The sequence below is a fragment of the Nocardia macrotermitis genome (genome assembly GCF_009604405.1).
Lineage (GTDB): Bacteria > Actinomycetota > Actinomycetes > Mycobacteriales > Mycobacteriaceae > Nocardia > Nocardia macrotermitis.
Window position 1 is genome coordinate 852,491 of sequence record NZ_WEGK01000001.1, and the last position, 22,767, is coordinate 875,257.

20 protein-coding genes and 1 pseudogene are annotated in these 22,767 nt (G+C 64.9%); 6 read left to right on the forward strand and 15 right to left on the reverse strand.

From position 1 onward, the window contains the following. Positions 1–2: 2 nt before the first annotated feature. The 3 genes from NRB20_RS03660 to NRB20_RS03670 all read right to left on the reverse strand — a co-directional run bounded on the left by NRB20_RS03660 (position 3) and on the right by NRB20_RS03670 (position 4,649). Positions 3–1,889, reverse strand: coding sequence for an SCO2524 family protein (locus tag NRB20_RS03660; RefSeq protein WP_153407669.1), 1,887 nt, complete (start codon positions 1,887–1,889; stop codon positions 3–5). A 310-nt stretch (positions 1,890–2,199) separates the two neighbouring features. Further along, positions 2,200–3,564, reverse strand: coding sequence for an NtaA/DmoA family FMN-dependent monooxygenase (locus NRB20_RS03665; protein WP_319944409.1), 1,365 nt, complete (start codon positions 3,562–3,564; stop codon positions 2,200–2,202). Next, entirely contained in the window at positions 3,561–4,649 is a 1,089-nt protein-coding gene (locus NRB20_RS03670) for an LLM class flavin-dependent oxidoreductase (RefSeq protein ID WP_153407670.1), read from the reverse strand. Before NRB20_RS03670 ends, NRB20_RS03665 begins: the two co-directional genes overlap by 4 nt. Before the next feature lie 134 nt (positions 4,650–4,783). Here NRB20_RS03670 and NRB20_RS03675 point away from each other — a divergent pair, with 134 nt between their 5' ends. Next, the gene (locus NRB20_RS03675; protein ID WP_227833121.1) at positions 4,784–5,155 is read left to right on the forward strand and encodes a PNPOx family protein; all 372 of its coding nucleotides are present in this window, start codon (positions 4,784–4,786) and stop codon (positions 5,153–5,155) included. A gap of 79 nt (positions 5,156–5,234) precedes the next feature. On the opposite strand, the gene NRB20_RS03680 is transcribed toward NRB20_RS03675, so the two are convergent. From NRB20_RS03680 to NRB20_RS37470, 8 genes are all read right to left on the reverse strand, one after another. Continuing rightward, complete coding sequence (locus NRB20_RS03680) at positions 5,235–6,248, reverse strand: SCO2521 family protein (RefSeq protein ID WP_153407671.1); 1,014 nt, start codon at positions 6,246–6,248, stop codon at positions 5,235–5,237. Between the two features lies 1 nt (position 6,249). Further along, on the reverse strand, positions 6,250–7,275 hold the full coding sequence (locus NRB20_RS03685) for an SCO2522 family protein (protein WP_153407672.1): 1,026 nt from the start codon (positions 7,273–7,275) through the stop codon (positions 6,250–6,252). Positions 7,276–7,277: 2 nt separating this feature from the next. After that, positions 7,278–8,282, reverse strand: a complete 1,005-nt coding sequence (locus NRB20_RS03690; protein ID WP_153407673.1) for an SCO2523 family variant P-loop protein — start codon at positions 8,280–8,282, stop codon at positions 7,278–7,280. Continuing rightward, positions 8,221–10,107, reverse strand: coding sequence for an SCO2524 family protein (locus NRB20_RS03695; RefSeq protein WP_319944410.1), 1,887 nt, complete (start codon positions 10,105–10,107; stop codon positions 8,221–8,223). Before NRB20_RS03695 ends, NRB20_RS03690 begins: the two co-directional genes overlap by 62 nt. A gap of 128 nt (positions 10,108–10,235) precedes the next feature. After that, positions 10,236–11,057, reverse strand: a complete 822-nt coding sequence (locus NRB20_RS03700; RefSeq protein ID WP_153407674.1) for a hypothetical protein — start codon at positions 11,055–11,057, stop codon at positions 10,236–10,238. An 18-nt stretch (positions 11,058–11,075) separates the two neighbouring features. Then, complete coding sequence (locus NRB20_RS03705; RefSeq protein WP_194289706.1) at positions 11,076–11,537, reverse strand: GNAT family N-acetyltransferase; 462 nt, start codon at positions 11,535–11,537, stop codon at positions 11,076–11,078. Between the two features lie 274 nt (positions 11,538–11,811). Further along, a complete protein-coding gene (locus tag NRB20_RS03710; RefSeq protein WP_153407676.1) occupies positions 11,812–12,630 on the reverse strand; it encodes a hypothetical protein in 819 nt (272 codons plus the stop codon). Between the two features lie 9 nt (positions 12,631–12,639). Further along, the gene (locus NRB20_RS37470) at positions 12,640–13,062 is read right to left on the reverse strand and encodes a GNAT family N-acetyltransferase (RefSeq protein ID WP_194289707.1); all 423 of its coding nucleotides are present in this window, start codon (positions 13,060–13,062) and stop codon (positions 12,640–12,642) included. Positions 13,063–13,724: 662 nt separating this feature from the next. Here NRB20_RS37470 and NRB20_RS03720 point away from each other — a divergent pair. From NRB20_RS03720 to NRB20_RS03730, 3 genes are all read left to right on the forward strand, one after another. Next, a complete protein-coding gene (locus NRB20_RS03720) occupies positions 13,725–14,015 on the forward strand; it encodes a hypothetical protein (protein ID WP_153407678.1) in 291 nt (96 codons plus the stop codon). Positions 14,016–14,139: 124 nt separating this feature from the next. Beyond that, positions 14,140–14,499 (forward strand): nuclear transport factor 2 family protein, encoded by a 360-nt coding sequence (locus NRB20_RS03725; RefSeq protein WP_153407679.1) that lies wholly within the window; start codon positions 14,140–14,142, stop codon positions 14,497–14,499. A 34-nt stretch (positions 14,500–14,533) separates the two neighbouring features. Further along, positions 14,534–15,325 (forward strand): helix-turn-helix domain-containing protein, encoded by a 792-nt coding sequence (locus NRB20_RS03730; protein ID WP_153407680.1) that lies wholly within the window; start codon positions 14,534–14,536, stop codon positions 15,323–15,325. An 81-nt stretch (positions 15,326–15,406) separates the two neighbouring features. Here the strand turns inward: NRB20_RS03730 and NRB20_RS03735 are convergent, their stop codons facing one another. From NRB20_RS03735 to NRB20_RS03745, 3 genes are all read right to left on the reverse strand, one after another. Then, the gene (locus NRB20_RS03735) at positions 15,407–16,762 is read right to left on the reverse strand and encodes an LLM class flavin-dependent oxidoreductase (RefSeq protein WP_319944411.1); all 1,356 of its coding nucleotides are present in this window, start codon (positions 16,760–16,762) and stop codon (positions 15,407–15,409) included. 176 nt (positions 16,763–16,938) lie between these two features. Continuing rightward, a complete protein-coding gene (locus NRB20_RS03740) occupies positions 16,939–17,421 on the reverse strand; it encodes a DUF4232 domain-containing protein (protein WP_406603780.1) in 483 nt (160 codons plus the stop codon). Positions 17,422–17,642: 221 nt separating this feature from the next. Beyond that, a complete protein-coding gene (locus NRB20_RS03745) occupies positions 17,643–18,131 on the reverse strand; it encodes a MarR family winged helix-turn-helix transcriptional regulator (RefSeq protein WP_319944412.1) in 489 nt (162 codons plus the stop codon). A gap of 257 nt (positions 18,132–18,388) precedes the next feature. Here NRB20_RS03745 and NRB20_RS03750 point away from each other — a divergent pair. Next, a pseudogene (locus NRB20_RS03750) lies at positions 18,389–20,316 on the forward strand (MMPL family transporter). Positions 20,317–20,328: 12 nt separating this feature from the next. Here the strand turns inward: NRB20_RS03750 and NRB20_RS03755 are convergent. Continuing rightward, a complete protein-coding gene (locus NRB20_RS03755; RefSeq protein ID WP_153407684.1) occupies positions 20,329–21,156 on the reverse strand; it encodes a mycofactocin-coupled SDR family oxidoreductase in 828 nt (275 codons plus the stop codon). A 341-nt stretch (positions 21,157–21,497) separates the two neighbouring features. Here NRB20_RS03755 and NRB20_RS03760 point away from each other — a divergent pair, with 341 nt between their 5' ends. Further along, positions 21,498–22,739 carry a cytochrome P450 gene (locus tag NRB20_RS03760; RefSeq protein WP_227833122.1) on the forward strand — a complete coding sequence of 414 codons (1,242 nt, stop codon included), beginning with the start codon at positions 21,498–21,500 and terminating at the stop codon, positions 22,737–22,739. Positions 22,740–22,767: the final 28 nt, after the last annotated feature.

Genomic DNA, 22,767 nt, shown 5'->3' on the forward strand with positions numbered 1-22,767 from the left:
CCTCACCGAATCCGGATCGCGTCCTCGCGGGCGTTGGCCAGCTCGTCGAGCTGTTCCAGCGCACCCACCGCGAGGCTGAACGCCGTACCTGGACGCAGCCGCCACAGCTGCCGTGCCCGGTCGAGGGACTGTTCGATCCGGTCCAGTTCGGCGCGCTTGGCCGACTGGTCGTCCTCACTCACCTCGAGACGTTCCTGGTTGAGGAGGTCATCGGCCTCGCGCAGCAATTCCTGGGCACGGTTGATCATCGGCTGCGGCGCGGGCGGCGGACGCCGGAACGTGTCGTAGGCGCCGACCAGGAATTCCATCACGCGCTCGGTGAGGAACCAGGACGGCTTATCGGTCGGCAGCGGCGAAGGTAGGCCCAGCACCGGTCCGCTGTCGTCCCAGAGACCGGCCGCGGGTCCGCCCTGCATGGCCCGCTTGTCGATATGGTCCATCGTGGTCTCGGCCAGCCCTATCAGCTGATCGCGCACGGACACTTCCACCGCGACGCTCGCGGCCTGCATGGTCCGCTTCAGCAGCAGTGTCGCGAAATCCGGTACGTACCAGGCCAATTGCTGACCGCCGTCGATATCCTCACTGCCCGCCAGACGCAGCCGGACACCCGGGAAATGCAGCCGCGCGGCCTGGTCCTCCACGGTCGGCCGGCTGGTGATTCGCCCACGGCGAGCGAGCTGATCGAGTACCCCGACCGTCCGCTCCAGATCGTCCGTGCTGTCGCGGCGGACCAGATCCTGGATCAGGATCGCGGTGACGACGAGGCTGTAGTAGTCCGATTCCTCACCATCGGAGGTGCGCCACGGTATGTCCTCGAGCGGCCACTTCTCGTTGACGAAGCGCGCCACGGTGGACCAGTACTGCTGCGCGAGTTCCATCCGCAATTGCAGTTCGTTGGCGAGTTCGAGTTGGGTGGCGTCGAGCAGATCCAACTCGATGGTCCGCTGTGAATACAGATCCAGCACACCATCCAGCGCGACCATCGTGAAGTAGAGGTAGGGACGTGGTTCGGCGTGGCCCTCAGCGATGGCCACATGCCCGCCGCCGACATCTTTCAGTTTCTCAGAATCACGTACGACGCCCCAGCCCCAGCCGCATTCGAACAATCTTCGGTCGTTGGCGATCTCGCGCATCTCGTGCGGGGCGAGTTTCATCTCGTTCGCCGCCCGTACACGCAGCCGTCCCAGCCGGGCCGACAACGACCGCACGATCTCCGCGTCAGGGACGTCGGACTGATTCACCATACCCAGGATCGCCTGTCCCGCAGGTGATTCCGGCTCGGTGATGTGAATGACAAAACTGCGCACCAGTCCCGTCATCGCCGCGGTCAGCCGCCTGCCGAGCTGCTGCCGCACCGCCGTCATCCGGTCCTGGAACTGCGCCTTGGCCTCGTCCCGCAGCAGCCCGGACATCGACTGCTCATACCCCCTGACGAAACGCAGCGCCGCGATACACAGACTCAGTGACATCGAATACGAATCGACGATCTCGATCGATTGCGCTTTGTCGGTGGGCGTGTAGTCCTCGAAGGCCCGCAGATAACTGCCCATGGCAAAGACCGGCTCGTTGTCGTTCTCCGCGTCGGAGTGCCTGGCCAGATATTCCTCGATGCGATCGACCAGAAAACTGCCGATCCGGGTATCGGTGCCCAGCGGGGCGAGTGCAGTCGCCACATCGGTTGCCACGTTGTCGGGCCTGTCCACTCCGAAGGTGTCCAGGGTGGTAGCCGGATACAGCAGGCAGAGCAGTTGTTCGGCGTCACTGATCGAGTTGGAACCGTCGCGCCCGCCCCACACCCACTCTTTCTTGCCGTCCTCGCCCTCGCGATAACAGTAAGCGAGTACCGAACGCCACAGGTCCAGAAGTTGTTGTCGCGGGCGGATTCTCATGACATCACTCCCGCGCCGCGGCCGACCGCGGTCCGCATGCTGACGAGACCGGGCCGACGACTCGATCGGTCGTCACGTACCCGACCGCCGCACCCTCGTCGGCGTCCAACGGCTGTGTGCGCAAGCAGGTTCGGTCGCACCCTACGGTTGAATCTTCGCACTCGCCCATGCCCCCGCATCCGGTCACCGCTATAGATCGCTACCTAGAGTGTGCCTGGAAAACCCGGAGTGGACCACGTGATTCGGACAATTTCCCGAACCGGACGGTTGTCATTACCACTGCGCCGCTCTCCGATAACCGTGTCGGCGCTCATCCCCGCCGGGTGAGCGGCGGCCGCAGTCCGAGATGTTCACGCAGGGTGCTGCCGGTGTATTCGGTGCGATACGAATTGCGTTCCTGCAGTTCGGGTATCAGCAGGTCGACGATGTCGTCCAGACCGGTCGGCACCAGATAGGGCGAGATGTTGAATCCGTCACTCGCCCCTCGACGGACCCAGCGGGTGAGTTCGTCGGCGACCCGGCCGGGGGTGCCCGCGAAGCCGGAGCGGTGTGAGGTTTCCACGGCGACCTGACGCAGGGTGAGGTGCTTCGCCTCGGCCAGCGCGCGCCAGGCGTGGGCGATCTCGATCCGGTCCTGGCCGTCACGCTGGGCGCCGCGGGTGCCCGAAATCGGTGACGGCGCGGGATCTTCCGCGGGCAGCGGGCCGTCGGGATCGCGGTCGGACAGATCGATCCCCCAGACCTGGCCGACCAAGGACAACGCCGTCGGGCCGGTGATCTGGTTCTCCAGCACCCAGCGCACCTTGTCCTCGACCTCGGATTCCTGCTCCGCCAATACGATCTGGGTTCCGGGCAGGATCCTGATGTCGTCCTCGGGACGTCCGGCCGCACGCAACCGGGCCCGGATGTCGTCGGCGAACTCCGAGGCTTCGTCGAAATCCGTTCCGTGCCTGGAGAAGATGACCTCCGCGTGCGCGGCGGCGAAATCCCGGCCCGCCGGAGAATCACCGGCCTGGAAGATCACCGGATGTTCCTGCGGGCTGCGTGGAAGGGTCGGGGTGATCGATACGCGGAAGTGGTCGCTGTCGGCTTGTACCGGCCGCACCGAATCAGGTGCGAGCCAGGTGGAGCCGTGTGCCGACAGGGCGATCGCGTCGTCGGACCAGGAATCCCAGATCTGCCTTGCGAGAGTGAGGAATTCACCGGCGCGCTCGTAGCGCAGCGCGTGATCGGCGAATCCGCCGCGCCGGAAATTCGCGCCCGTCCAGGCGTTGTCGGTGGTGACGGCGTTCCATCCGGCGCGTCCACCCGAGAGCAGATCCAGTCCGGCCAGTTTGCGGGCCAGATCGGCGGGCTCGTTGTAGGTGATGTTCTGGGTCGCCACCAGACCGATGTGGCGGGTGATCCCGGCCAGCGCGGCGAGCTGGGTGATCGCGTCGGGGCGTCCGGCGATGTCCAGATCCAGGATCCGGCCGTCCTGTTCGCGCAGCCGCAGACCCTCGCCGAGGAAGAAGGCGTCGAACAGTCCGCGTTCGGCGGTCGTGACCATGCGCCGGAAGGTCTCGAAATCGATCTGCGGACCGCTGCTCGGATCGGACCAGATCGTCGTGTGGTTGACGCCCTGGAAGAAGATGCCGAGGTGAATCTTCTTGTCCGGGAATCGATCCTGACTCACAGCTGCTCCTGCGCGTATCGGTTGGCCGGGCGGGTCAGGCCGAGATTGGCTCGCAGACTCGCACCGGGGACGGGACGGTGTGCGACACCGGTGCGGAACAACACCGGAAGTACCGCGCGGGCCAGCACCGGCAGATCCTCGTCGATCACGGCGGGGTGCAGGCGGACACCGTCGACGTGTCGGGACAAACGGGTCAACAGACTCACCAGATCGTCCGGTGAGCCCGAGAAGTGCAGGCGGCCAGGGGGTTCGAGCTCGATATGAGATTCCAGATCAGCAATGCGTTCGGCGGCGCGGTGATCCGGAGTATCCAGGGCGACTTCGAGATCGATGAAGACCAGCGCATCCCCTGCCACCCGTTCGGCCGCCGAGATCGCGGCGTCGGAATCGACTCCGGTCACCAGCACGACATCGGCCGATCCGAAAGAGCTTGCGCCCGAGTCGGATACCGACGTGACGTCGGCGAACACCACGACCTGTCCCTGCGGCGGCCGCGGCACGATCGCCGGCCCCTTCACCGAGAACGTCTCCCCCTCGAAATCTATGTAGTGCAACCGATCTCGATCCAGGAACCGACCGCTACGCCAGTCCCGGATCACCGCGTCGTCCTCCCAGGAGTCCCAGAGCCGACGGGCCACCTCGATCGAATCCCGCTGCTCGCGAAGCACTTCGGGCCCGGTGACCCGTGGTTCCCGTCCCCACGCGGCCGCCGCACCGGGATCCACGGTGGCCAGCCATCCGGCGCGACCGCGCGAGGAATAGTCCAGTGTCGCAAGGGCGGACGCGGTATGAAACGGCTCGGCGTACGTGGTCGCCACGGCTGGCACCAGCCCGAGGGTGCTGGTCGTCGCGGCGACGAAGGACGCGCGAGTCGGTGCGTCGATACGCCCCGCCGGGCCCGCGACGGGCGGCAGTATCGAATCATCGAAGGTCGCCAGGGTGAATCCGGCGTTCTCCGCGGCACTCACCCGCGCCTGTAACGTCCGCGCGGACAACAGCCCGGCGGGCTCGCCCCGCGATCTGCGCCACGCGGCGGGATGATATCCGGCACCGTCGAGTTCGATCCCCACAGCGAAGCGACTCATACCTACGACGATGACCGCAGTACGCCCTGACGACCATCATTTCCCTCCCCGTGATCGCAACACCGGGAAGAGCCATCCCGCGCGTCAGCGGCTACTGTGGCCACTGGATCATCCGTCGATTCGGGAGGACAGCGATGAGCTCCACCGGCCTTGGTGGTAACGGCCTGCTCAAGGGGCTGGTTCGAGGATTCAACAACGGGATGGTCGCCCTGATGCGGCTGCCCGTGCTGGGCGAGCGGATGAGCGGCACCATGGCCGAGATCAGCTACGTCGGCCGCCGGTCGGGCAAAACCTTCCGCACCCCCATCGCCTACCGCCGCGACGGGGACGACATCGTGATCGGTGTGGCCATGCCGGACAAGAAGAGCTGGTGGCGCAACTTCCTCGGTGAGGGCGCACCGCTGACCATCCATCTGCGGGAGGGCGACCGGACCGGGCACGCGGTCGCCTCCCGTGATGAGAAGGGTGCGGTCACGGTGACCGTCCGGTTCGACCAGCTCGCCTGAGTCGCAGTTTCGGGGCGCTCAGCAGATCCGGCAACTCAGTCCGTGCCGATCTGCGCGGTGAGATCGACCGGTGAAACCGTTAGAGCCCGCCGGACCCGGCATGTCGAGCCTTGGAGTGCTGCAACGCTTTCAGCGTCGTGGTCGTCATCCGGTCGCGCAGCTGGCCTACTCGCGCGGTCCACTGCCGACTGAAGCCGGGATCGAATTCCAGTCCCTCCCAGATCGGCCGCAGCAGCGGCGAGGCGTGTGCGCCCGGCATCCACAGCGGTACCAACTCGTCGAGCACCGGGGACAATTCGTCCAGTACGGCATCCGGCTGGGTCTCGAATGCACGGAAGCTCTCGGCTACTCTGCCGACGGCAGTCAGCAGCCAATCATGGGTTGCGAGATCTTCGCAGAAGCGTTGTGCTGCGGCAATGTGCTGCTGCGGCAATATGATTCGAACCGAACGTGTCGTATCGTCATCGAGCCGGAAGGAGAAGGACAGCGGACACTTCGAGGGTTCCCCCACCTCGACAGCCCAACGCAACCGCGTGGTGCCGGTGCGGCGAATCGGAACACGCTGATCGAGCCTGAAATCCACCCGGGTCAAATTCGACATGCGTCCACAGATCGAAGTTAGATCCAGTAGATCCTCGGCGGGCGGCCGCAGATATCCGTCCACCAGCGAACCGCCGGACGCGGCCCCACTCACCGCCTCGATCGTTCCCGGCTTGCTCAGATAGTGCGCCCACAGCCGCCGATCGGATCTGCGCGCGCGAATCACCGTGGTCTGCGACGAGCTCTGCAGGATCCGGCCGCCGATCACTACCATCCGCGAGGCTACGGTGCCGATCACGTGCACTCGCTTACCCTCGGCCCGGTCCGCGCGATACTGAGCCAGACTGCAGTCGACACCTTCGAGCCTGTCCGGCGAGATCGCAAGGGATACAGGACGTTCCCGGGAGACGACTGGTCTGCCGAACTTCATCGCACTGAGCAATTCGACGCTCGCCGGGGCGTCGAGCACCTGACGGGACGGCAACAGACAGGTCTGGATCTGCCCGAGTACGGACAGGACCGGTTCGTCCGAATCCAAGTCTGTAGCGGGCATCTCACACTCCATTGCCCGGTGCGGCCGAGACTTCACTGAGGAAGACATGCTGTAGACGCTTGGTGACCTCACGGGGGATCTCGACCCCTTCGCGCGCACCACGTGCGAGCGTCTGCCGCACGAGCTCCTCGTCAAGGTGCACGTGGTCGAGAATCGTTCGAACCGCGTGTTCAATCTTCAGGTAGCTCTGTGGAAGGATCGACAACGCCTGATAGGCGGCGAACGGCGCAGCTCTCGGATTCAGCTGAATCACCGCCGGCATCTCCCACCACCTTTCGGGCCACTTGTCACCAACCGGCTGGGGCTGCACCACCGGGCGACCATCGTAACGAACCATGCCCAGACGCAGAAGTTGCCATATCGATGCCAGATAAGGACACGACCAACGAATGTGTCTCTCCCCATCGCCTCCGACACTCTCGGCCCACAGTTCGACATCCAGGAAGATCGAATGCTCGCGACGACCGAGCTCTTCCGGCGGACGATACTTCGTCAATTGCATGGCTTGCTTCGAATCGTATTCCGAGGATCGCCGACCATTGCACAGCCAGCCGGATTCGATGTCCGGCGGTCGCCCGCCCGTGGTCGCGGGCACCGGCTCGGACACAATCGACGACCCAATTATCTCCGCAAGCGGAAGCGAATGCCCGGTCGGCTGCCCATCCACGTATTGCGGCGACTCCCAACAAGCAGACTCACGTGCAATATAATCGATCTCCAAGCCGAATTCCTCTGCCGTGCCAAGAATTTTCGTCAACACATCGACCGGATCTGTTTTCGCTCCGAAATAGTCATCGACCAAGAAGCAGGTACTCACCCGCGCAGAGGCGCCGAACTCAGCTCGGGCAGCTTCGGAGTAGAGATCAACCAAATTCTTCACACGCCGGAATTGGTTCCGGACCAAATCCAGGCCACCGGCCAGGTCCTTCATATAGAAGTGCCCAGCTTCGATCGAAAGGTGTGACAACTCGATGTTGGCGATCTTGACCTGCTCGGCCGTCTCGCTGTACACGGCACCGAAATCCATGATCAGAAGCCTTCCTTCGACCAGGTCTCCTCGTTGACGAGTTCGTCTGCCAAAAACGTGAAAGCTGCTACGGTCTCCTGATTGGCGATTTTCGCATCGACGTCGATGTCCAGGATCACCTGTTCACGCCACTGCAGAACGGGCTCGACCGGAGTCGTCCCCAGAGTCACACTCAGGCCCATCTGATTCGCCTGAGCGAGCTGATCCAACGCTTCGTTCTGCTTTCGGAGCCACGCCCACTGCGGGCCACTGCCGCCGGTCCCCTGCAGCACCTCACTGGTGGAAGGAACTGCGGTACGAACATAACGCATCGAATCGAGAAGCTGTCCCGGGTCGTGACCGAGTTTCGCGCCGTTGTCGAGCAAGCCGTTCGGTCCGTGTACCAGTCCGTTCGCCGCGAGAATATGTTGCCGAGTCCAGCGATGAAATACGAGCCACCGCACCACCGCATCCCGCAACGTCCGAGTCGCCATGGCACTGAGCACGATCTCCAATGCCGCCGACCTGCCAGCACTCAGGTCCAGGAACGTGACGTCGAATTCTTGCCTGCAAATCGTCAGCAGTTCGGCGCAACGCTTCACCACATCGGCGGTTGTACCGAATTCACCGCCGCCGCGGTCGCCCGGATACAGCGTGAGCCGGTATGGGTGACGCGGCGCACGGAGGTCAGGACGCCGGGTCTCCGACCGAATATCACACTGTGCCGGTAAAGATTTATTTCCGGTCAGAAATTTATGCAAACCGTTACCATCCGTGGAGCCTCGATCCATTCGATCGATCTCGAACAGAGCACCAGCGGTCGGGGAACCGAAGTCGAAATCCAGATAGGCGACGTTGTACCCCTGAACACTGAGCCGGTAGGCAATATTGCAGCTCGTCACGGAACGACCGGCACCACCCTTGTCGGACGTGGAGACAACAAGTATCGGACCGCTGTAACCCAAATCATTCTCCCCGCATCGCGTCGCGAGTGGCAAAATCGAGCTCGTCCAGCTCACGTAGTGCATCGGCGCACAGGCTGTGCGCGGTGCCGGGACGCTCCTCGACGAACGCCCTGGCACGCAGCAATTTCTTCTCTATATTTTCCAAAGCCCTCCTATTTGGAGTATGATCTTTCTCACTTAACTCGAGAAATCGCTGATTCAGCAGGTGGTCCGCCTCGTTGAGTAAGTCGAGCGAGCGGGAAGCCGAAGTAGGTGACCGCAGCGGCGGATCACGATACGCTCTTTCTGCCACGACCAGACATTCGATGATCCGCTCGGTGAAGTACCAGGACGGCGCGTCGCTCTCTTCGAATGGGTATGCTGCCGAATCATTATTCGTGGACTCTGCAGCGAAATATCGATCCGCGTCGTCCCACAGACCTTTAGCGGGTCCTTCCTGAAAGGCTCGCCGTTCCAGATGATCCATCGTCTTCTGTGCGAGTTCAAGCAACCGATCGCGCGTGGTGAGCGTTCCGGACAATTGCGCTGCCTGCAGGGTTCTCTTCAACAACATCGGCGCGTAGTCGGAAACGAACCAGTACAGTCTCGGACCGTCGTCGACAATTTCACTGCCCTCCAACGGCAGTGCAACGCCCGGGACATGCAAGCTCCGCGCCGAGTCGTGCGCAGTCAATCGACTGGTGACTCGGCCTCGGCGAGCCAGCTGGTCGAAAATCGGTGTGGCCCTGGTCAGGTCGTCATCGCTCACAACCCGGGCCACCAGGTCCTGGATCAATAGTGCGGATACACAGAGACTGAAGTAGTCCGACTCCTCGCCATCGGCCGTGCGCCAGGGAATGTCTTCGAGCGGCCACCGACCACTCCCGAATCGAGCCATCGTCGACCAGTAACGCTGCGCGAGATCCCAGCGCAATTGCAGTGCGTCGGCCAGTCGACGTTGTTCCACATCGAGCAGATCGAGTTCCCTGGTACGCGGCTGAGTGAGGTCGTTGATGCCGTCGAGCGCCGCGATCGTGAAGTACAGATAAGGGCGTCCGGCAGCGTGTCCTTTCGACGAGGACAGCGGAATGTCGACGAAGTCGATTTCCTGTGCATCACGCACTACCCCCCAGCTCCAACCGCATTCGAACAGCAGCCCCTTATCTTCGAGGTCGCTGTCCGGCGTCTTGGTCAGCGTGACGTCTCGGCGCAAGCGACTGCGCACTCGCTCGAGTTTGCGGGCGCCTGCTGCGACTACCGCCTCGGGCGCGGATTCCGTCTGGTTGAGCATACTGAGCATCACCTGACCATCTGGGGTAGCCGGGTCCACGGACCGAACCACGAAGCTCCGCACGAGTCCGACCATGGCCGCAGTCAATCGCCGGTTGAGGCGCTCCTGCACCGGCTCGATGGTCCCCTCCAGCCACTCGGCCTGCCTAGCGCCAACCCCGCGCAGAGAGCCGAGGAACTGTAATCCGGCCAGGCACAATGTAAGCGACCTCGAATACGAGTCGACAACATCGAGTGCCCGCTGCGACTCTGTCGGCTCCGCTCCAGGGAAGCACCGCAAATAGGAGTCTGCGGAGAAGATCGGCCGACCATCGCGCTCGTACCGTTGCAGATAGTCGTCCAACACATCCAACACCCGCATCCCGATGCGACGTCCCAACGGGCTCAACGCCTCTCGAACGTCGTCAGCCACCTGGTCGGGGTCATGTAGCGCGAAGCTCTCGATCTGGGTAGCCGGGTACAGGATGCACAGGAGTTGCTCGGCATCGCTGATGGAATTCGAGCCTGCCCGGCCACCCCAGATCCACACGCCGTCCCGGTAACACGATGCCAGCAGCGAACTCCACACATTCAGGATCTGTCGCCGTGGCCGGATCCTCATCGACTGCAGCCCCTTCACCGCTCATCGCGCACAGTCCGTGCAAACAGAGTGATACGCAGACAGATTGATACATGCCCAGAGTAACCGCATCCAATCGACCTACTGGGGACACTTCACATCCGGCCTGACTTTCACCCCACCTACGGTCACATCCGAAACCACTTGCGTACCAGCAGCGCGAAGAAAACCGACATCGAGACCGAGCCGAACCACGTTTCGATCGCGAACAGCGCCTCGGTATCCCTGCCCAGCGTTTGAACGTCGCCGAGGCCCGCCGGGTTCAGGAAGCTCGTCACCGACATGTACAAGGTGTCGGCGTACGCATGGGTCCCGACAATTCCGATTCCGATCGCTGTGAACACGGCCAGTTGCACGATTACCCAGAAAAGCAACAGGAAGGGCCGATATCCATACCCGCACAAGGCATCTGAGAGATCTCGGACAAGCCGTAGTGCTCCGGACGGAAGTGCGCTGGTTCGTGCTCGAGCCAACTGCAGACCGCAGCGATCGGCGGCGTCGACGTCCTCGGCGATCCGGTACAGCGCCACCGCGCGCTGATAAGCCAGAGCCGCGTGCCTGGGAAGCCTGAACTCGCGCAGTTGGGCACCTCGTCGCTCATACTCGGTTGCCAACAGCAAATTCTGCCGAGCGGTCAGCCGAAGCGGGCCGCGAAACTCCAGCTCGGCGGCGATCAGAGCCGCGAGCACAACGCTCGGTACTCGCCAGCCCTGTTCATCGGCCGGTGGTTTCTCGGCGATGCGGTACAGGCCCGCGAACACCGGAACCCCGGCGCGGCGGCGTGCACGGGGCGGATCGAACTCACCGAGCAGGTCGTCGACGTACCCTTCGAAGGTTTCCAGCAGTTCCTGCTCATCGGCATCGGGCCGGTTCGCCTTCGACGCGTAATCTCTTGCCTGCCTTTCGATCCAGATCGAGATCGATGTGAGCCACGGAGGATCATCGGCCATGAACGCGAGTCTATGCACTCACCTCAGCAGCTTGCACTCCATGACTTTTCGCGCAACTCCCGGGCCGAAGTAGTTGTCGTCCTCGTTCACCACGGTGAACCCGGCTTTCATGAACATCCTCATGGCATGTTTGTTGGCCGGTCGCACGGTCAGCCACATGATGTCGAGCCCCTTGTCCCGGCAGTGTTGCATTGCGCGAGTGAGCAACTCACGGCCGTAGCCTCTCCCCTGCTGCTGTTCGATCACGGCGAAGGTCGACAGTAGTGCGCGCTTCTCGTACGCCATGATCAACGCATAGCCGATCACGATGCCGTCCAATTCGGCTACCAGCCAGTCGGTTCTGTGCACATCGAACAGCTGACGCATGATGTAGTACAGCGGAGTCTCGGGGAAGACCTCCCCCTCGATGGCCATGATCCGGTCGAGATCATCGAGCCTGGGCTTGCGATACACGGCCGTCAGCACGTGCGTGGTGTTCATCAGCTCCCTACTCCGGGGCATAAACCGTCCGATTCCAGCGCAGAACTCCCGCCCCACACCGACCACACACTCGACTGCGGCCACTACACTGTGGGACCCGGCCCACCGGGCCGAAGCAGCACTCTACCCGGCGTGCAATCCCTCCATGCTCCCACACCAACCGCATGTCACAGGAGGCACGGCGGGCCTACGAACTATCGCTTTCGGATGGACTGCGCATGGGGAACCATCCCACCCGCACACCATGTGAACACGGACGAACCAGACCGGTCGACTACATCCGGAACCATTTGCGAACCAGCAGTGCGAAGAACACCGACATCGAGATCGTGCCGAACCACGGCTCCACCCCGAACAGCACTTCGGCGCCGCCGCCCTGGGGTACGACATCGCCCAGACCCGCCGGATTCAGGAAGCTCGTCATCGACATGTAGACCGTCTCGCCGACCTTGCCGTCCACCACCAACAAGCCGACGCCGACGAACACCACCAGTTGCACGATCACCCATCCGAGCAACCGGAACGGCCGATATCCGTACCCGCACAAGGCATCCGAGAACACGCCGATCACGCGCGCCCAGCCGCGTGCCGCGCGGGTACGCGCCCTGGCCAGTGCGAGACCGGTACGGTCCTGACCATCGATGTCCTCGGTGATCCGGTGCGTCATGTTCGCCCGCTGATAGGCGAGCACCGCGAGTAGCGGGAGGCCGACGAACAGCGCACCCAGTTCCTCGTAGACCTCCACCAGGTGCACGGTCTGTAGTTCACTCAGGCGCAGCGGTCCGCCGAACTCGGCCTCCGCCGCCACCAGTGCGGCGAGCCGCTTGCCCAGCGTCACCGCGGCCGATTCGTCCGGCGTCGATCGCGATGCGGTCGCGTACATGTCCTCGAACAGCAGATTGCCCGATTGGCTGGACGGTAACTGAACGATGTTCTCGGACAGGATCTTCCGCACCGTCGCGGCGTATCGCTTGAGCCAGTCCAGCAGTTCGGACTCGCTTATCTCGTGCGTGGTCATCCGGCGCGCGTAATCCGCTGTGCGCCGGTAGATCCGATCCGATACCGAGGTGATGAATATCGAGTCCTCCCCCATGCGCAGAGTCTACCCGTGCCCGAGTCGGCGTTTCATGACTCGACGGGGTTCGCCCTGGCCGAAGTAATGGTCGTCGTAGGCGACGGACTGGAAGTTCGCCGACTTGAATATGTTGAACGCGGGCTGATTGTCCGGCCGCACGGTCAACACCATCTCTTGCGCACCGGCCTCGAAGCAGCATCGCATGGAGTGGTCCAGTAACGCGCGACCGAAACCATGGTTCCGAAACGGCCCGAGCACTCCGTAGGTGAACAGCAGCGACCGGGCGTCTCTGACCAGCGCCAGCGCATACCCGATCAGCATGCCATCAAGTTCGACCACCAGCCAGTGCTCGCCGTGTAGTTCGAACAGCTGCCGCAACATGACGTGCAGATGCGGCTTGTCCGGAAAGATCTCGACCTCGAGCGCAGCGATGGCGGCCAGGTCCTCCAAGTCGACCCGTCGATAGACCGGTTCCCGCCACCCATACTGTCCATCGACTTCCCCGCCAAGTCGTATACCGCAGCATAGCCCGCCTCGCGTAGCACAACCCAGCATCGCATATACTAAATCTATTGTACCAAAACATAATTCGACCATGCGAACGCACACCGCACAGATTGATCTGCCCGATTCGAACCACCTACAATCGCGCTGTCCAGCACATTCGCACCACCGGTACCGCATTTCTCCGCACTACTGGACGTACACACTCCACCAGCCAGCTCGACCGTGGTCGCGCCATCGGTGGGAAGATGCTGTGAATTCTCGGCAGATCCGCAGGTCGCGACTACTATTGAGGTGTCGGGGCACGCTGCTCGATTGGGCGCGCGAAGACGATTGGTCTGGAGTGATCGACATGTGGCCGGATATGTGGGGCCATGGCGGTTGGGGGCATGGTGGATGGGATCACGGGTGGCATCATCACTGGTGGTGGCCGGGGTGGTTTCCGTTCTTCGGAAGTAGCTGATTCATAGCCGCTGTAGTGGCCGCGTGCCGGTAATCCGTTGGGGGATTCCGTAACAGCGGTGCGGGACCGGTCCCGGGGTGGTGCGGGAGCATCGCACGTGTTCTACCGAAACGTGTGGTTCGCCGCTTCACCGAGAGGACTTGTCATGGGATACCGACGTTCGAAGTTGCCGGTCGCGGTCGGGGTGGTGCTGGCCGGGGTGGTGGTCTGGTCCGTTGCGGCAGAGGGGGTTTCGGGTGCGGAGGGGGTGGCCGGGGTTTCGCAGTTGGCGCCGATCGTGCCGGGGGTGGTCGGGGGGATCGCGGGGGCGATCGGGTCCGGATCCGCTTCGCCGAACCGGGATTTCGATCCGGGGCCGTATCCGGACCGGGATTCGTGTGAGCGGGCGCGGGCGCGGTATTACGACCCGGATCTGCTGGAGTGTGTGCCGGCGTAGTGGATCGCCGGTTCGGGCGATGTCTTCGGGTTGCGGCATTACCTGCGGCGTAATCGCGCTGCCTCGTCTGCTCGGGCAGGGTTGTGTTCGTTCGGTTCACAGCCTCGCAGAAGGAGAATTCGAGATGAGCAGCTACGACGATGCGGCCCAGCGTTATTTCGCGGCGTGGAACGCCACGGGGGCGGAACTGGCCGACGCGGTGGCGAAGGCGTGGATCGAGGACGGGGCCTACACCGATCCGTTGACCGAGGTCCGCGGGCACGAGCAGTTGGTCGCGGCCATTGCCGGTGTGCACGAACAGTTTCCGGGGTTCGTGTTCCGGCCGCTCGGGGTCGTGGACGGGCACCACGACGTCGCGCGATTCGGTTGGGAGCTGATCGCGCCCGACGGTAGCGCGCCGGTGGCGGGGTCGGATGTGGTCGTGCTGGACACCGACGGGCGGATCAGCAGCGTGCTGGGCTTCCTCGATCGTGTCCCGGCCTGATCGGGTGAGCCCTGCCGCACGGTACGGTCACCTGATGACCGCTGCCCCGCCGAGAGTCGGTCCGCTGTTGCGTGAGTGGCGCAATCGGAGACGGTTGAGCCAGTTGGAGCTCGCGCTCGCGGCCGACTCCTCGGCACGGCACATCAGTTTCATCGAGACCGGGCGGTCGCGGCCCAGCCGGGAGATGGTGCTGCGACTGGCCGATCAGCTGGATGTTCCGGTGCGCGAACGCAATACGCTGCTGATCGCCGCCGGATACGCGCCGGACTTCCCGGAGACCTCGCTGCAGGACCCGCGATTGCGTGAACTACGTACCGATCTGGAGCGTCTGGTCGGCGCGCACGAACCGTTTCCGGCGTTGATCCTGGACGGCGGATACGATGTCGTGGCGGCCAATCGCGGTGTGCGGCTGATGCTTTCGGGTGTCGACCCCGAACTCCTGGAGTCGCCCAACGCCATGCGCCTGACCCTGCATCCGCGCGGTATGGCGCCGCGTATCCGCAACTACTCCCAGTGGCGCGCGCATCTGCTGCACCAGATGCAACGTCAACTGGCACTGACCCGTTCGACGCCGCTGCGCGCGCTCTACGACGAGGTCGAAGCCTATCCCCCACCACGGCACTGCGGTGCGGAGCTCGCCCCGATCACCGCCGCTCCCGCCCTACCGCTGCTGCTCGAAATCGACGGTCGCACACTGGCATTCATCTCCCTCATCGCCACCTTCAACACCCCCACCGATATCACCGTCTCCGAACTGGCCCTGGAAACCTTCCTGCCCGCCGACCCGGAGACCACCGCATTCCTGACCGCTCAGCAGCACAGCTGAATCGACGTGGACGTGCCCCTTCATCGGCGGACAAGATCCGGCTCGGCGACCGAGCCGGATGCACCGGGCTCGACCGACCCGTCAGGCGACAGTCGCCGTGCGAGGTGCCGGAGTCAGCGACGCCTCACCGAGACCGAGGTGGTCACGCAGGGTATTCCCGGTGTACTCGGTCCGGAACAGGCCACGACGCTGGAGTTCGGGCACCACCTGATCCACGAACTCGTCGAAAGTTCCGGGAGCCTGCGCCGCGGAGACGATGAACCCGTCGGCCTCACCGCCGTGGAAACTCTCCTCGATCCGGTCGGCGATCTGCTCCGGAGTCCCCACGAACTGCGGCAGCAGCACCCCCTGGGCGTAGAGCTTCCCGACATCGCGCAGGGTCAGATCGTTCTTGACGCTCAACCGATGCGCCACCTCGAACAGCCCCTGCGTACCCGGCACGGTGACCTCCTCGACGGGCGCGTCCAGGTCGTACTGCGAGAAATCGTGGTCGGTGTGCACCGACAACGTGATGAGTCCGGAGATCGGATCGGCCAACTCGTTGTGATACGCCTGTTTCTCCTTCGCGATCGCCTCGGTCTCCCCGATGAACGGCACGAACGCCGGGAAGATCTTGACGTCGTCGGGATTGCGACCGGCGTTCGAGGCCCGGGACTTGATGTCGTCGTAATAGGCTCTGCGCCCTTCGGGAGTCGGGTCGATCTCGAAGATCGCCTCGGCCCAGCGGGCCGCGAAATCCCTTCCGGTGGGCGAGGATCCGGCCTGGATGACGACCGGCCGACGCTGCGGCGAATGCGGCACCGTCAGCGGGCCGCGCGTGGCGAACCATTCGCCCGCGTGGTCGACGGTGTGCACCTTGTCCGGGTCGGCGAATCGCCCGGATGCCTTGTCCTGCACCAGCGCATCGCGTTCCCAGCTGCCCCAGAGTTTGAAGGCGACCTCGAGGAATTCCTGCGCCCGCGCATACCGTTCGTCGTGTCCGAGATGTTCCTGGACGCCGAAGTTGTGTGCCTCGGCCTGATTCAGGGAGGTCACCACGTTCCAGCCGATCCGGCCGCGGGTCAGATGATCCAGCGTCCCGAAGATCCGGGCGACCTCATAGGGGTGAAAGTAGGTGGTGGACTTGGTGATTGCCAGCCCGAGATTCTCGGTGACATTCGCCAGGCTCGCGGCCACCAGCGACGGATCGATGGTGGCGGCGGCCTGCGTGCCACGCTCGATCGGGACGCGGATGTCGTCGCCGAAACGCACCGGCGTGGCGAGCAGGTCCGCGAAGAACAGGAAGTCGAACTTCCCGCGCTCGAGCGTCTGCGCCACGCGACGGTAGTAGTCCGGTCCGAAATAGTCTGTCGTGGAACCGGGATGCCGCCACGCCGCGTGCGAATGGGTCACATTCGACGCGATCAGAAAGCCCGCCAGATGCAGTTCACGTGTCACTTGCCCATATCCCAACCGTCGAATCCGCGCCCGCCCGCATCGCGTCCCGATCGACGCGATGCCCGCACGCGGCGTCGGCCACCGGTGCGCTCGGCCTCCATGATCGAAGCCGAGCAACCGGCAGGCAACGGTTGTGATCGAGCCGATCCGAACCCGATGGAGTCACCGGGTCCGGGTCACAGCGGGAACAGCGGTCCGATGTAGGTGCCGGGGTGGGTCGCGCCGTCCTGCCGGGTGACGCCGACGCCCGCGGGCCACGGCACGCGCAACTGGGTGGTGGTGTCCGGGGGTGTGACCACGAGAGTGGTGGGGACCCAGTTACCGGGCTGGTAGGTGAGGATGGCGGTGACCGCATGCTTGGGCTGGATGGTCAGCGGCTGCGCGGAAACCGATTGCCGGGGAAGGGAATACGTCGCACCGTGGGTCGGGTCGTTGGGGCCGGTCAGATCCACGCCCGGGAAACCCTTGGTGGTGCACGCGCCGCCCCTGTTGGACAGCACCACGTCGAATTGGTGCGGACGCTGCGGATCGTCCACCTTCGGCTTCTGGATGCGCAGATCGAATTGGCTTGCGGCACACGCCGGTAGCCCGGCCGAGCTGATCGCCGCCGGGACGATCCCGGTCGAGACGGCCGCCACCAGGGCACCCGCCGCAACCATCGTCCGACCGACCGCGTTACCCGTCCTCATCCTGCGCTCCTCTCGAATGACGTTCCACCCCAAGAGCTTCCGAGTCCCGGGGAGGTGGCAGCACCCACCGGCCAGCACTGCGCCGGGACGTGCGTGCCGCATCCTGTCTATCACGATCCGCCATACCGGGCGATCCGCTCCGGCGAGTCGAGCCCATCGCGCGTCGCCCGCACCCGACGAGTAGTTCCTTGTCACTCCCGGCCCGTCGCAGCGCTGTGGTCACGCAGCGCACCGACGACCGCGGCCAGCACTCGGCGGGTGGTTCGCAGATCCGCATCGGGCACGTCGGCCAGGGCGATTCGGGTGCGGTGGCTGATGGGGGTGAAGAATCCGGCGGCTACCGTCATGCCGTGGGCGCTGTAGCGCAGCAGGACGCGACGTTTGTCGAGGTGGTCGGGTTCGCGTTCGATATTGCCGGATTCGATCAGCCGCTCGATGAGGTAGGTGATCGCGGCCGGTGAGAGGCCCAGTAGTGCGCCGAGTCCGCCCGCAGTGAGCGGCGTGCCCTCCGCGTCGGCGGTGGCGATGTGCATGAGTGCTCGGAAGTCGTTGGGGCGCAGATTGTTCGAGTGGGCGAACAGGTGGGAGATCTGGTCCGACACCGCGGTGAGCGCCCGGATGTCCCGCGCGATGCCCGCCTCGAGCTCCGCGCGTGTCGCATCGGTCGCGTCCTCGGCCACCTCGGTCTCCCATCTCTCGTCGGCGTGCGCAACCAGCGTAATGGGCCGCGGGGGCCGACTTTGCGTGTTGTTTCAGTTTCTGAAATAGTTTCGGCGTGACAGTATGGGATCGGTACGCGCAGCTCGTCTCCGGCCGTCGCGGCTGGCTCGCCCTACTGGGCGCGGTACTCGTCGCGGGTGTGGCGCTCGGGCCGGCGGGCGGCGGTTCGAGCAGTTCGGCGCCGAACTCGTTGCCGGACAACGCCGAATCCGCACAGGTGCGGCGGTTGCTGCGGGAATTCCCGGGCGGCGACTCCACCGCGGCGGTGCTGATCGTCACCCGCGCCGACGACGCCGCACTGACCGCCGACGACCGAGCACACGCCGATGCGGCCCTGTCCCGCATGCACGCGGGCACCGCCGGACCGGGCCTGACGGTGTCACCGGATCAGCGGGCCGCAGTCGGTCAGGTATCGATTCCGGCGAGCCTGAACGGATTCGCGCTGACCGACCGGATCGGCCAGTTGCGCACGGCGGTACGCGAGGGCGCACCGGCCGATCTACGCCTGTGGATCACCGGCGGCCCGGCGTTCGGCGCGGATATCGCCGATTCCTTCTCCGGCGCGAACGCACTGCTGCTCGCGGTCACCGCCCTGGTGGTGATGGTGCTGCTGATCGGCACCTACCGCTCGCCGGTGCTGTGGCTGATCCCGCTGGCGGTCGTCGCGGTCGCCGATCGGGTCGCGGCCGCGGCCGGAAACGCCCTGGCCCAGCTGACCGGCCTGACGTTCGACGGCTCGACCTCGGGCATCACCAGCGTGCTGGTCTTCGGCGCGGGCACGAACTACGCGCTGCTGCTGGTGTCCCGCTACCGCGACGAGCTGTATCGCACCGCGGATCACCGTGCGGCACTGCGGATCGCGGTGCGCCGGGCCGGGCCCGCGGTACTGGCCAGCAATGTGACCGTCGTACTGGCCCTGCTGACGCTGCTGCTGGGCCTGCTGCCCAACACTCGCGGCCTGGGCGCGTTCGGGGCGCTGGGGCTGCTGATCGCCATGCTGTTCGTCCTGATCGCACTACCCCCGGCATTGGCGCTGTGTGGTCGAAAGGTGTTCTGGCCCTTCACCCCTCGCGTCGACGGCCACGACACCGCGACCTCCGGCGCCTGGCACACCGTGGCCGACACGGTGGTGCGACGGCCCCGAATCGTGGTGTGCGGCTTCCTGATCGTCGCGGCCGCCTGCGCCGCCGCGCTGCCGTTCACCCATGTCGGCCTCGCGCAGTCCGAGCAGTTCCGCGTGCACGCCGAATCGGTCGACGGCCTGCACGCAGTGAGCGAGCACTTCTCCTCCGGCGCAAGCGATCCCACGATCGTGCTGGCCGCCACCGGATCCGCGGCGCGAGTGCGGCAAGTGCTGAATTCCACGGCAGGTGTGGTGCGTGCGACACCGGCCGGAGTCTCGGCGAACGGCCTGACCCGCTGGTCGGTGGTGCTGGACGCGGCCCCCTCCTCGGATCCGGCCTTCGCCACCGTGACCCGGCTGCGCACCGAACTCGCCGCGATCCCGGATGCTCGGGCGCTGGTCGGCGGCTCGGACGCGGTCGCCCTGGACACCCGCGACGCCGCCCACCGCGATCAGTATCTGATCATGCCGCTCATCCTCGCGGTCGTGCTGCTGGTCCTGCTGGTGCTGCTGCGCGCGATCCCGGCCGCACTGCTGCTCGTGGCGGTCACCGTGATCAGCGCCCTGGCCGCGCTCGGTATCGGAAGTCTGCTCAGCACATACGTTTTCGGCTTCCCGGCACTGGACACCAATGTGCCGCTGTTCGCGTTCCTGTTCCTGTTCCTGGTGGCGCTGGGCGTGGACTACAGATCTTCCTGGTCACCCGCGCCCGCGAGGAGACCCCGGGGCACGGGGTGACCGACGGAATCGTGCGCGCGGTCGCCGCCACCGGCGGTGTGATCACCAGCGCCGGAATCGTGCTGGCGGCGGTCTTCGCGGTGCTGGGCATCCTCCCGCTGATCACCCTGACCCAACTGGGCATCGTGGTCGGCGTCGGCATCCTGCTCGACACGTTCATCGTGCGCACCGTCGCCATCCCCGCACTGTTCGCCCTGATCGGCAGGCGAATCTGGTGGCCGGGAGCACTGTGGGCCCCGGCGGACGACACCGCCGACCGCGAACTCACCGGGACATCCGCCTGAGCCCGGCGCAGGTCACAGCGCACCACCGGCATCGATCAATTGTGCTGTGCCGGTGACGAATTTCGCGTCGTCCGAGACCAGGTGCAGCACGGTGTCGGTGATGTCCTCGGGTTCCAGCGCCGCGACCGGCAGCCGGTTCAGGGTGCGCGCGGCCTCCTCGAAATCGGCGCGGTCGGGATGTTCCAGGTCCGGCCGGAACAGGTGGTAGGTGGCGTCGTTGAGGATCATCTCGGTGGCCACGGTGGTCGGATGTACGGTGTTGACCCGGATGTCTTGTGGCGCAAGCTCTTTGGCCATCACCTTCATCAGCATGACCAGACCGGCCTTGGATGCCGAATAGTGCGCGGTGTTCTCGTTCGCGTGCATCGCCGCCAACGAACTGGTGATCACCACCGCACCGCCGCGTCCACTGCTGATGACGTGCGGGACAGCGGCTTTCAACGATTTCCAGACGCCGGTCAGGTTGATGTCGATCATGTCCTGCCAGGTCTGCTCGCTCATCTCCAATGTCGGTGCGGGACTGGAGATACCCGCGTTGGCCACGACAATGTCCAAGCGGCCGAACGCATCCACCCCCTCGCGCACCGCCGCGTCCAGCGCCGGGAAATCGCGGACGTCCGCGTCCCGGGCGACGATCCGACGTCCGGTGGCCTCGACCGCGCGCACCGTCTCGGCCAGATCGTCGGCATCGGAGAGCCGATACGGGACGCTGTCCACCTTCCTGGTCGTATCGATCGCGATGATGTCCGCGCCCTCGCGGGCGAAACGTATTGCGTGACTGCGTCCTTGACCCCGCCCCGCACCCGTGATGAACGCTACTCTGCCGTCAAGCTTGCCCATGACTATCCACCTCCGCACGACATGTTCATGGTTGCCGACAGACTCCACGGTATGACATGTCCGGATTCGACGTCGAGACTTCCGCCGACAGGGCGGGGGCGGCCGGGCGGTGATCGGCGTTGTCCGCGCGGCCGCCGCGCATTCCGGTCCCGACGTCACCGGTTTCGCACGGCCCCAAGATAATCGATTGCCAACCTGCGCAAACACGTTCGGCCCGATGATCTTCCGGATGCTCGAGATCGGACATGGAGCTATGTTGGGGCTACTATCCGCCGGGGGCACCGGGCCCGCCGGACAGCCTGCGCTGTGAGATTGCCGACCGATTCCTGGAGTTACGTCTCTTGTCCACACCGATCGATCCCGCGCCGCGGGTCGCGCCGCCCATGCAGTTCGACGCCCAGCGGGTGAGTCTGTACTCCGAGGAATTCAGCGCCGATCCGCACCGCGCGTACCGCGAGATGCGGCAGCGGCACGGTTCGCTGGTTCCGGTGGAATTGGCTCCGGGTATTCCGGCGACGCTGGTCGTCGGTTACCGGGCCGCATTGCGAATTCTCAACGACCCCGAGCATTTTCCGTCCGATCCGCGGATGTGGCAGCAGCACGTTCCGGCCGACTGCCCGGTGCTCCCGGTGTTGCAGTACCGGCCGGCCGCACCCCGCACCGCCGGTGCCGAGCACGCGCGTTACCGGGCCGCCACCACCGCCGCATTGGACGCGGTGAACGTCAACGCGCTGCACGGTTTCGTCGAGCGGACGGCCGTGGCGCTGATCAACTCGTTCTGCTCGGACGGTTCGGCCGATCTGGTCAGCCAGTACGCCACACCGCTGTGCTTCGAGATCGTCAACAAGCTGCTGGGTTGTCCGCCGGAGATCAGCCGGAAGGCGGCCGCGGCCACCGCCGCGGTCTTCGACGCCGACGCCGACGCCGAGGAGGGCAACCGGCTGTTCGCCGAGGCGGTGCAGGAACTGGTGCGGCTCAAGCAGAATCACCCCGGCGACGACATCACCACCCGGATGGCCCAGCACCCCGCGCGCTTCGACGACCTGGAGATGCTGCACCAGGTGCTCGCCATCTACGGCGTGGGCATGGGCCCGCTGCAGAGCCTGGTGATCAACGCGCTGCGCCTGATGATGACCGACGAGCGCTTCAGCGACGGTCTGCTCGGCGGCGCGCTGCTCACCCGCGACGCCCTGGACCTGGCGCTGTTCGAGGATCCGCCGCTGCCCAATGCCAGCGTCACCTATCCGCGTCATCCCGTTCTCATCGACGGCGTCTGGCTGCCCGCGCATCAGCCGGTGGTGATCAGCCTGGCCGGATGCAACAACGATCCGGACATCGGCGGCGGCTACCACACCGGAAACCGTTCGCACCTGGCCTGGGGTGTCGGGCCGCACAGCTGCCCGGCCCGGCACATCGCGTATCCGATCGCCGAAGCCGCGATCGATCAACTGCTCGACGCCCTGCCCGATCTCCGGCTGGCGGTTCCGGCCCACGCCCTGACCTGGCGTCCGGGCGCGCTGCACCGCACGCTCACCGATCTGCCGGTGACCTTCCCCGCCTGCCCGCCGCTCCATCTGCCCTGATCGGACCAGGCTGGGCGGCAAGGCTTTC

Bases quoted from the DNA above. Each gene is read 5' to 3' on its own strand.
- NRB20_RS03670 (WP_153407670.1), bottom strand. From the start codon at position 4,649: ATGAGTCGCTTCGCTGTGGGGATCGAACTCGACGGTGCCGGATATCAT.
- NRB20_RS03755 (WP_153407684.1), bottom strand. From the start codon at position 21,156: ATGGGCAAGCTTGACGGCAGAGTAGCGTTCATCACGGGTGCGGGGCGG.
- NRB20_RS03705 (WP_194289706.1), bottom strand. From the start codon at position 11,537: ATGAACACCACGCACGTGCTGACGGCCGTGTATCGCAAGCCCAGGCTC.
- NRB20_RS03720 (WP_153407678.1), top strand. From the start codon at position 13,725: ATGGGATACCGACGTTCGAAGTTGCCGGTCGCGGTCGGGGTGGTGCTG.
- NRB20_RS03740 (WP_406603780.1), bottom strand. From the start codon at position 17,421: ATGGTTGCGGCGGGTGCCCTGGTGGCGGCCGTCTCGACCGGGATCGTC.
- NRB20_RS03680 (WP_153407671.1), bottom strand. From the start codon at position 6,248: ATGCCCGCTACAGACTTGGATTCGGACGAACCGGTCCTGTCCGTACTC.
- NRB20_RS03685 (WP_153407672.1), bottom strand. From the start codon at position 7,275: ATGGATTTCGGTGCCGTGTACAGCGAGACGGCCGAGCAGGTCAAGATC.
- NRB20_RS03725 (WP_153407679.1), top strand. From the start codon at position 14,140: ATGAGCAGCTACGACGATGCGGCCCAGCGTTATTTCGCGGCGTGGAAC.
- NRB20_RS03730 (WP_153407680.1), top strand. From the start codon at position 14,534: ATGACCGCTGCCCCGCCGAGAGTCGGTCCGCTGTTGCGTGAGTGGCGC.
- NRB20_RS03675 (WP_227833121.1), top strand. From the start codon at position 4,784: ATGAGCTCCACCGGCCTTGGTGGTAACGGCCTGCTCAAGGGGCTGGTT.
- NRB20_RS03710 (WP_153407676.1), bottom strand. From the start codon at position 12,630: ATGGGGGAGGACTCGATATTCATCACCTCGGTATCGGATCGGATCTAC.
- NRB20_RS03660 (WP_153407669.1), bottom strand. From the start codon at position 1,889: ATGAGAATCCGCCCGCGACAACAACTTCTGGACCTGTGGCGTTCGGTA.
- NRB20_RS03690 (WP_153407673.1), bottom strand. From the start codon at position 8,282: ATGCACTACGTGAGCTGGACGAGCTCGATTTTGCCACTCGCGACGCGA.
- NRB20_RS03700 (WP_153407674.1), bottom strand. From the start codon at position 11,057: ATGGCCGATGATCCTCCGTGGCTCACATCGATCTCGATCTGGATCGAA.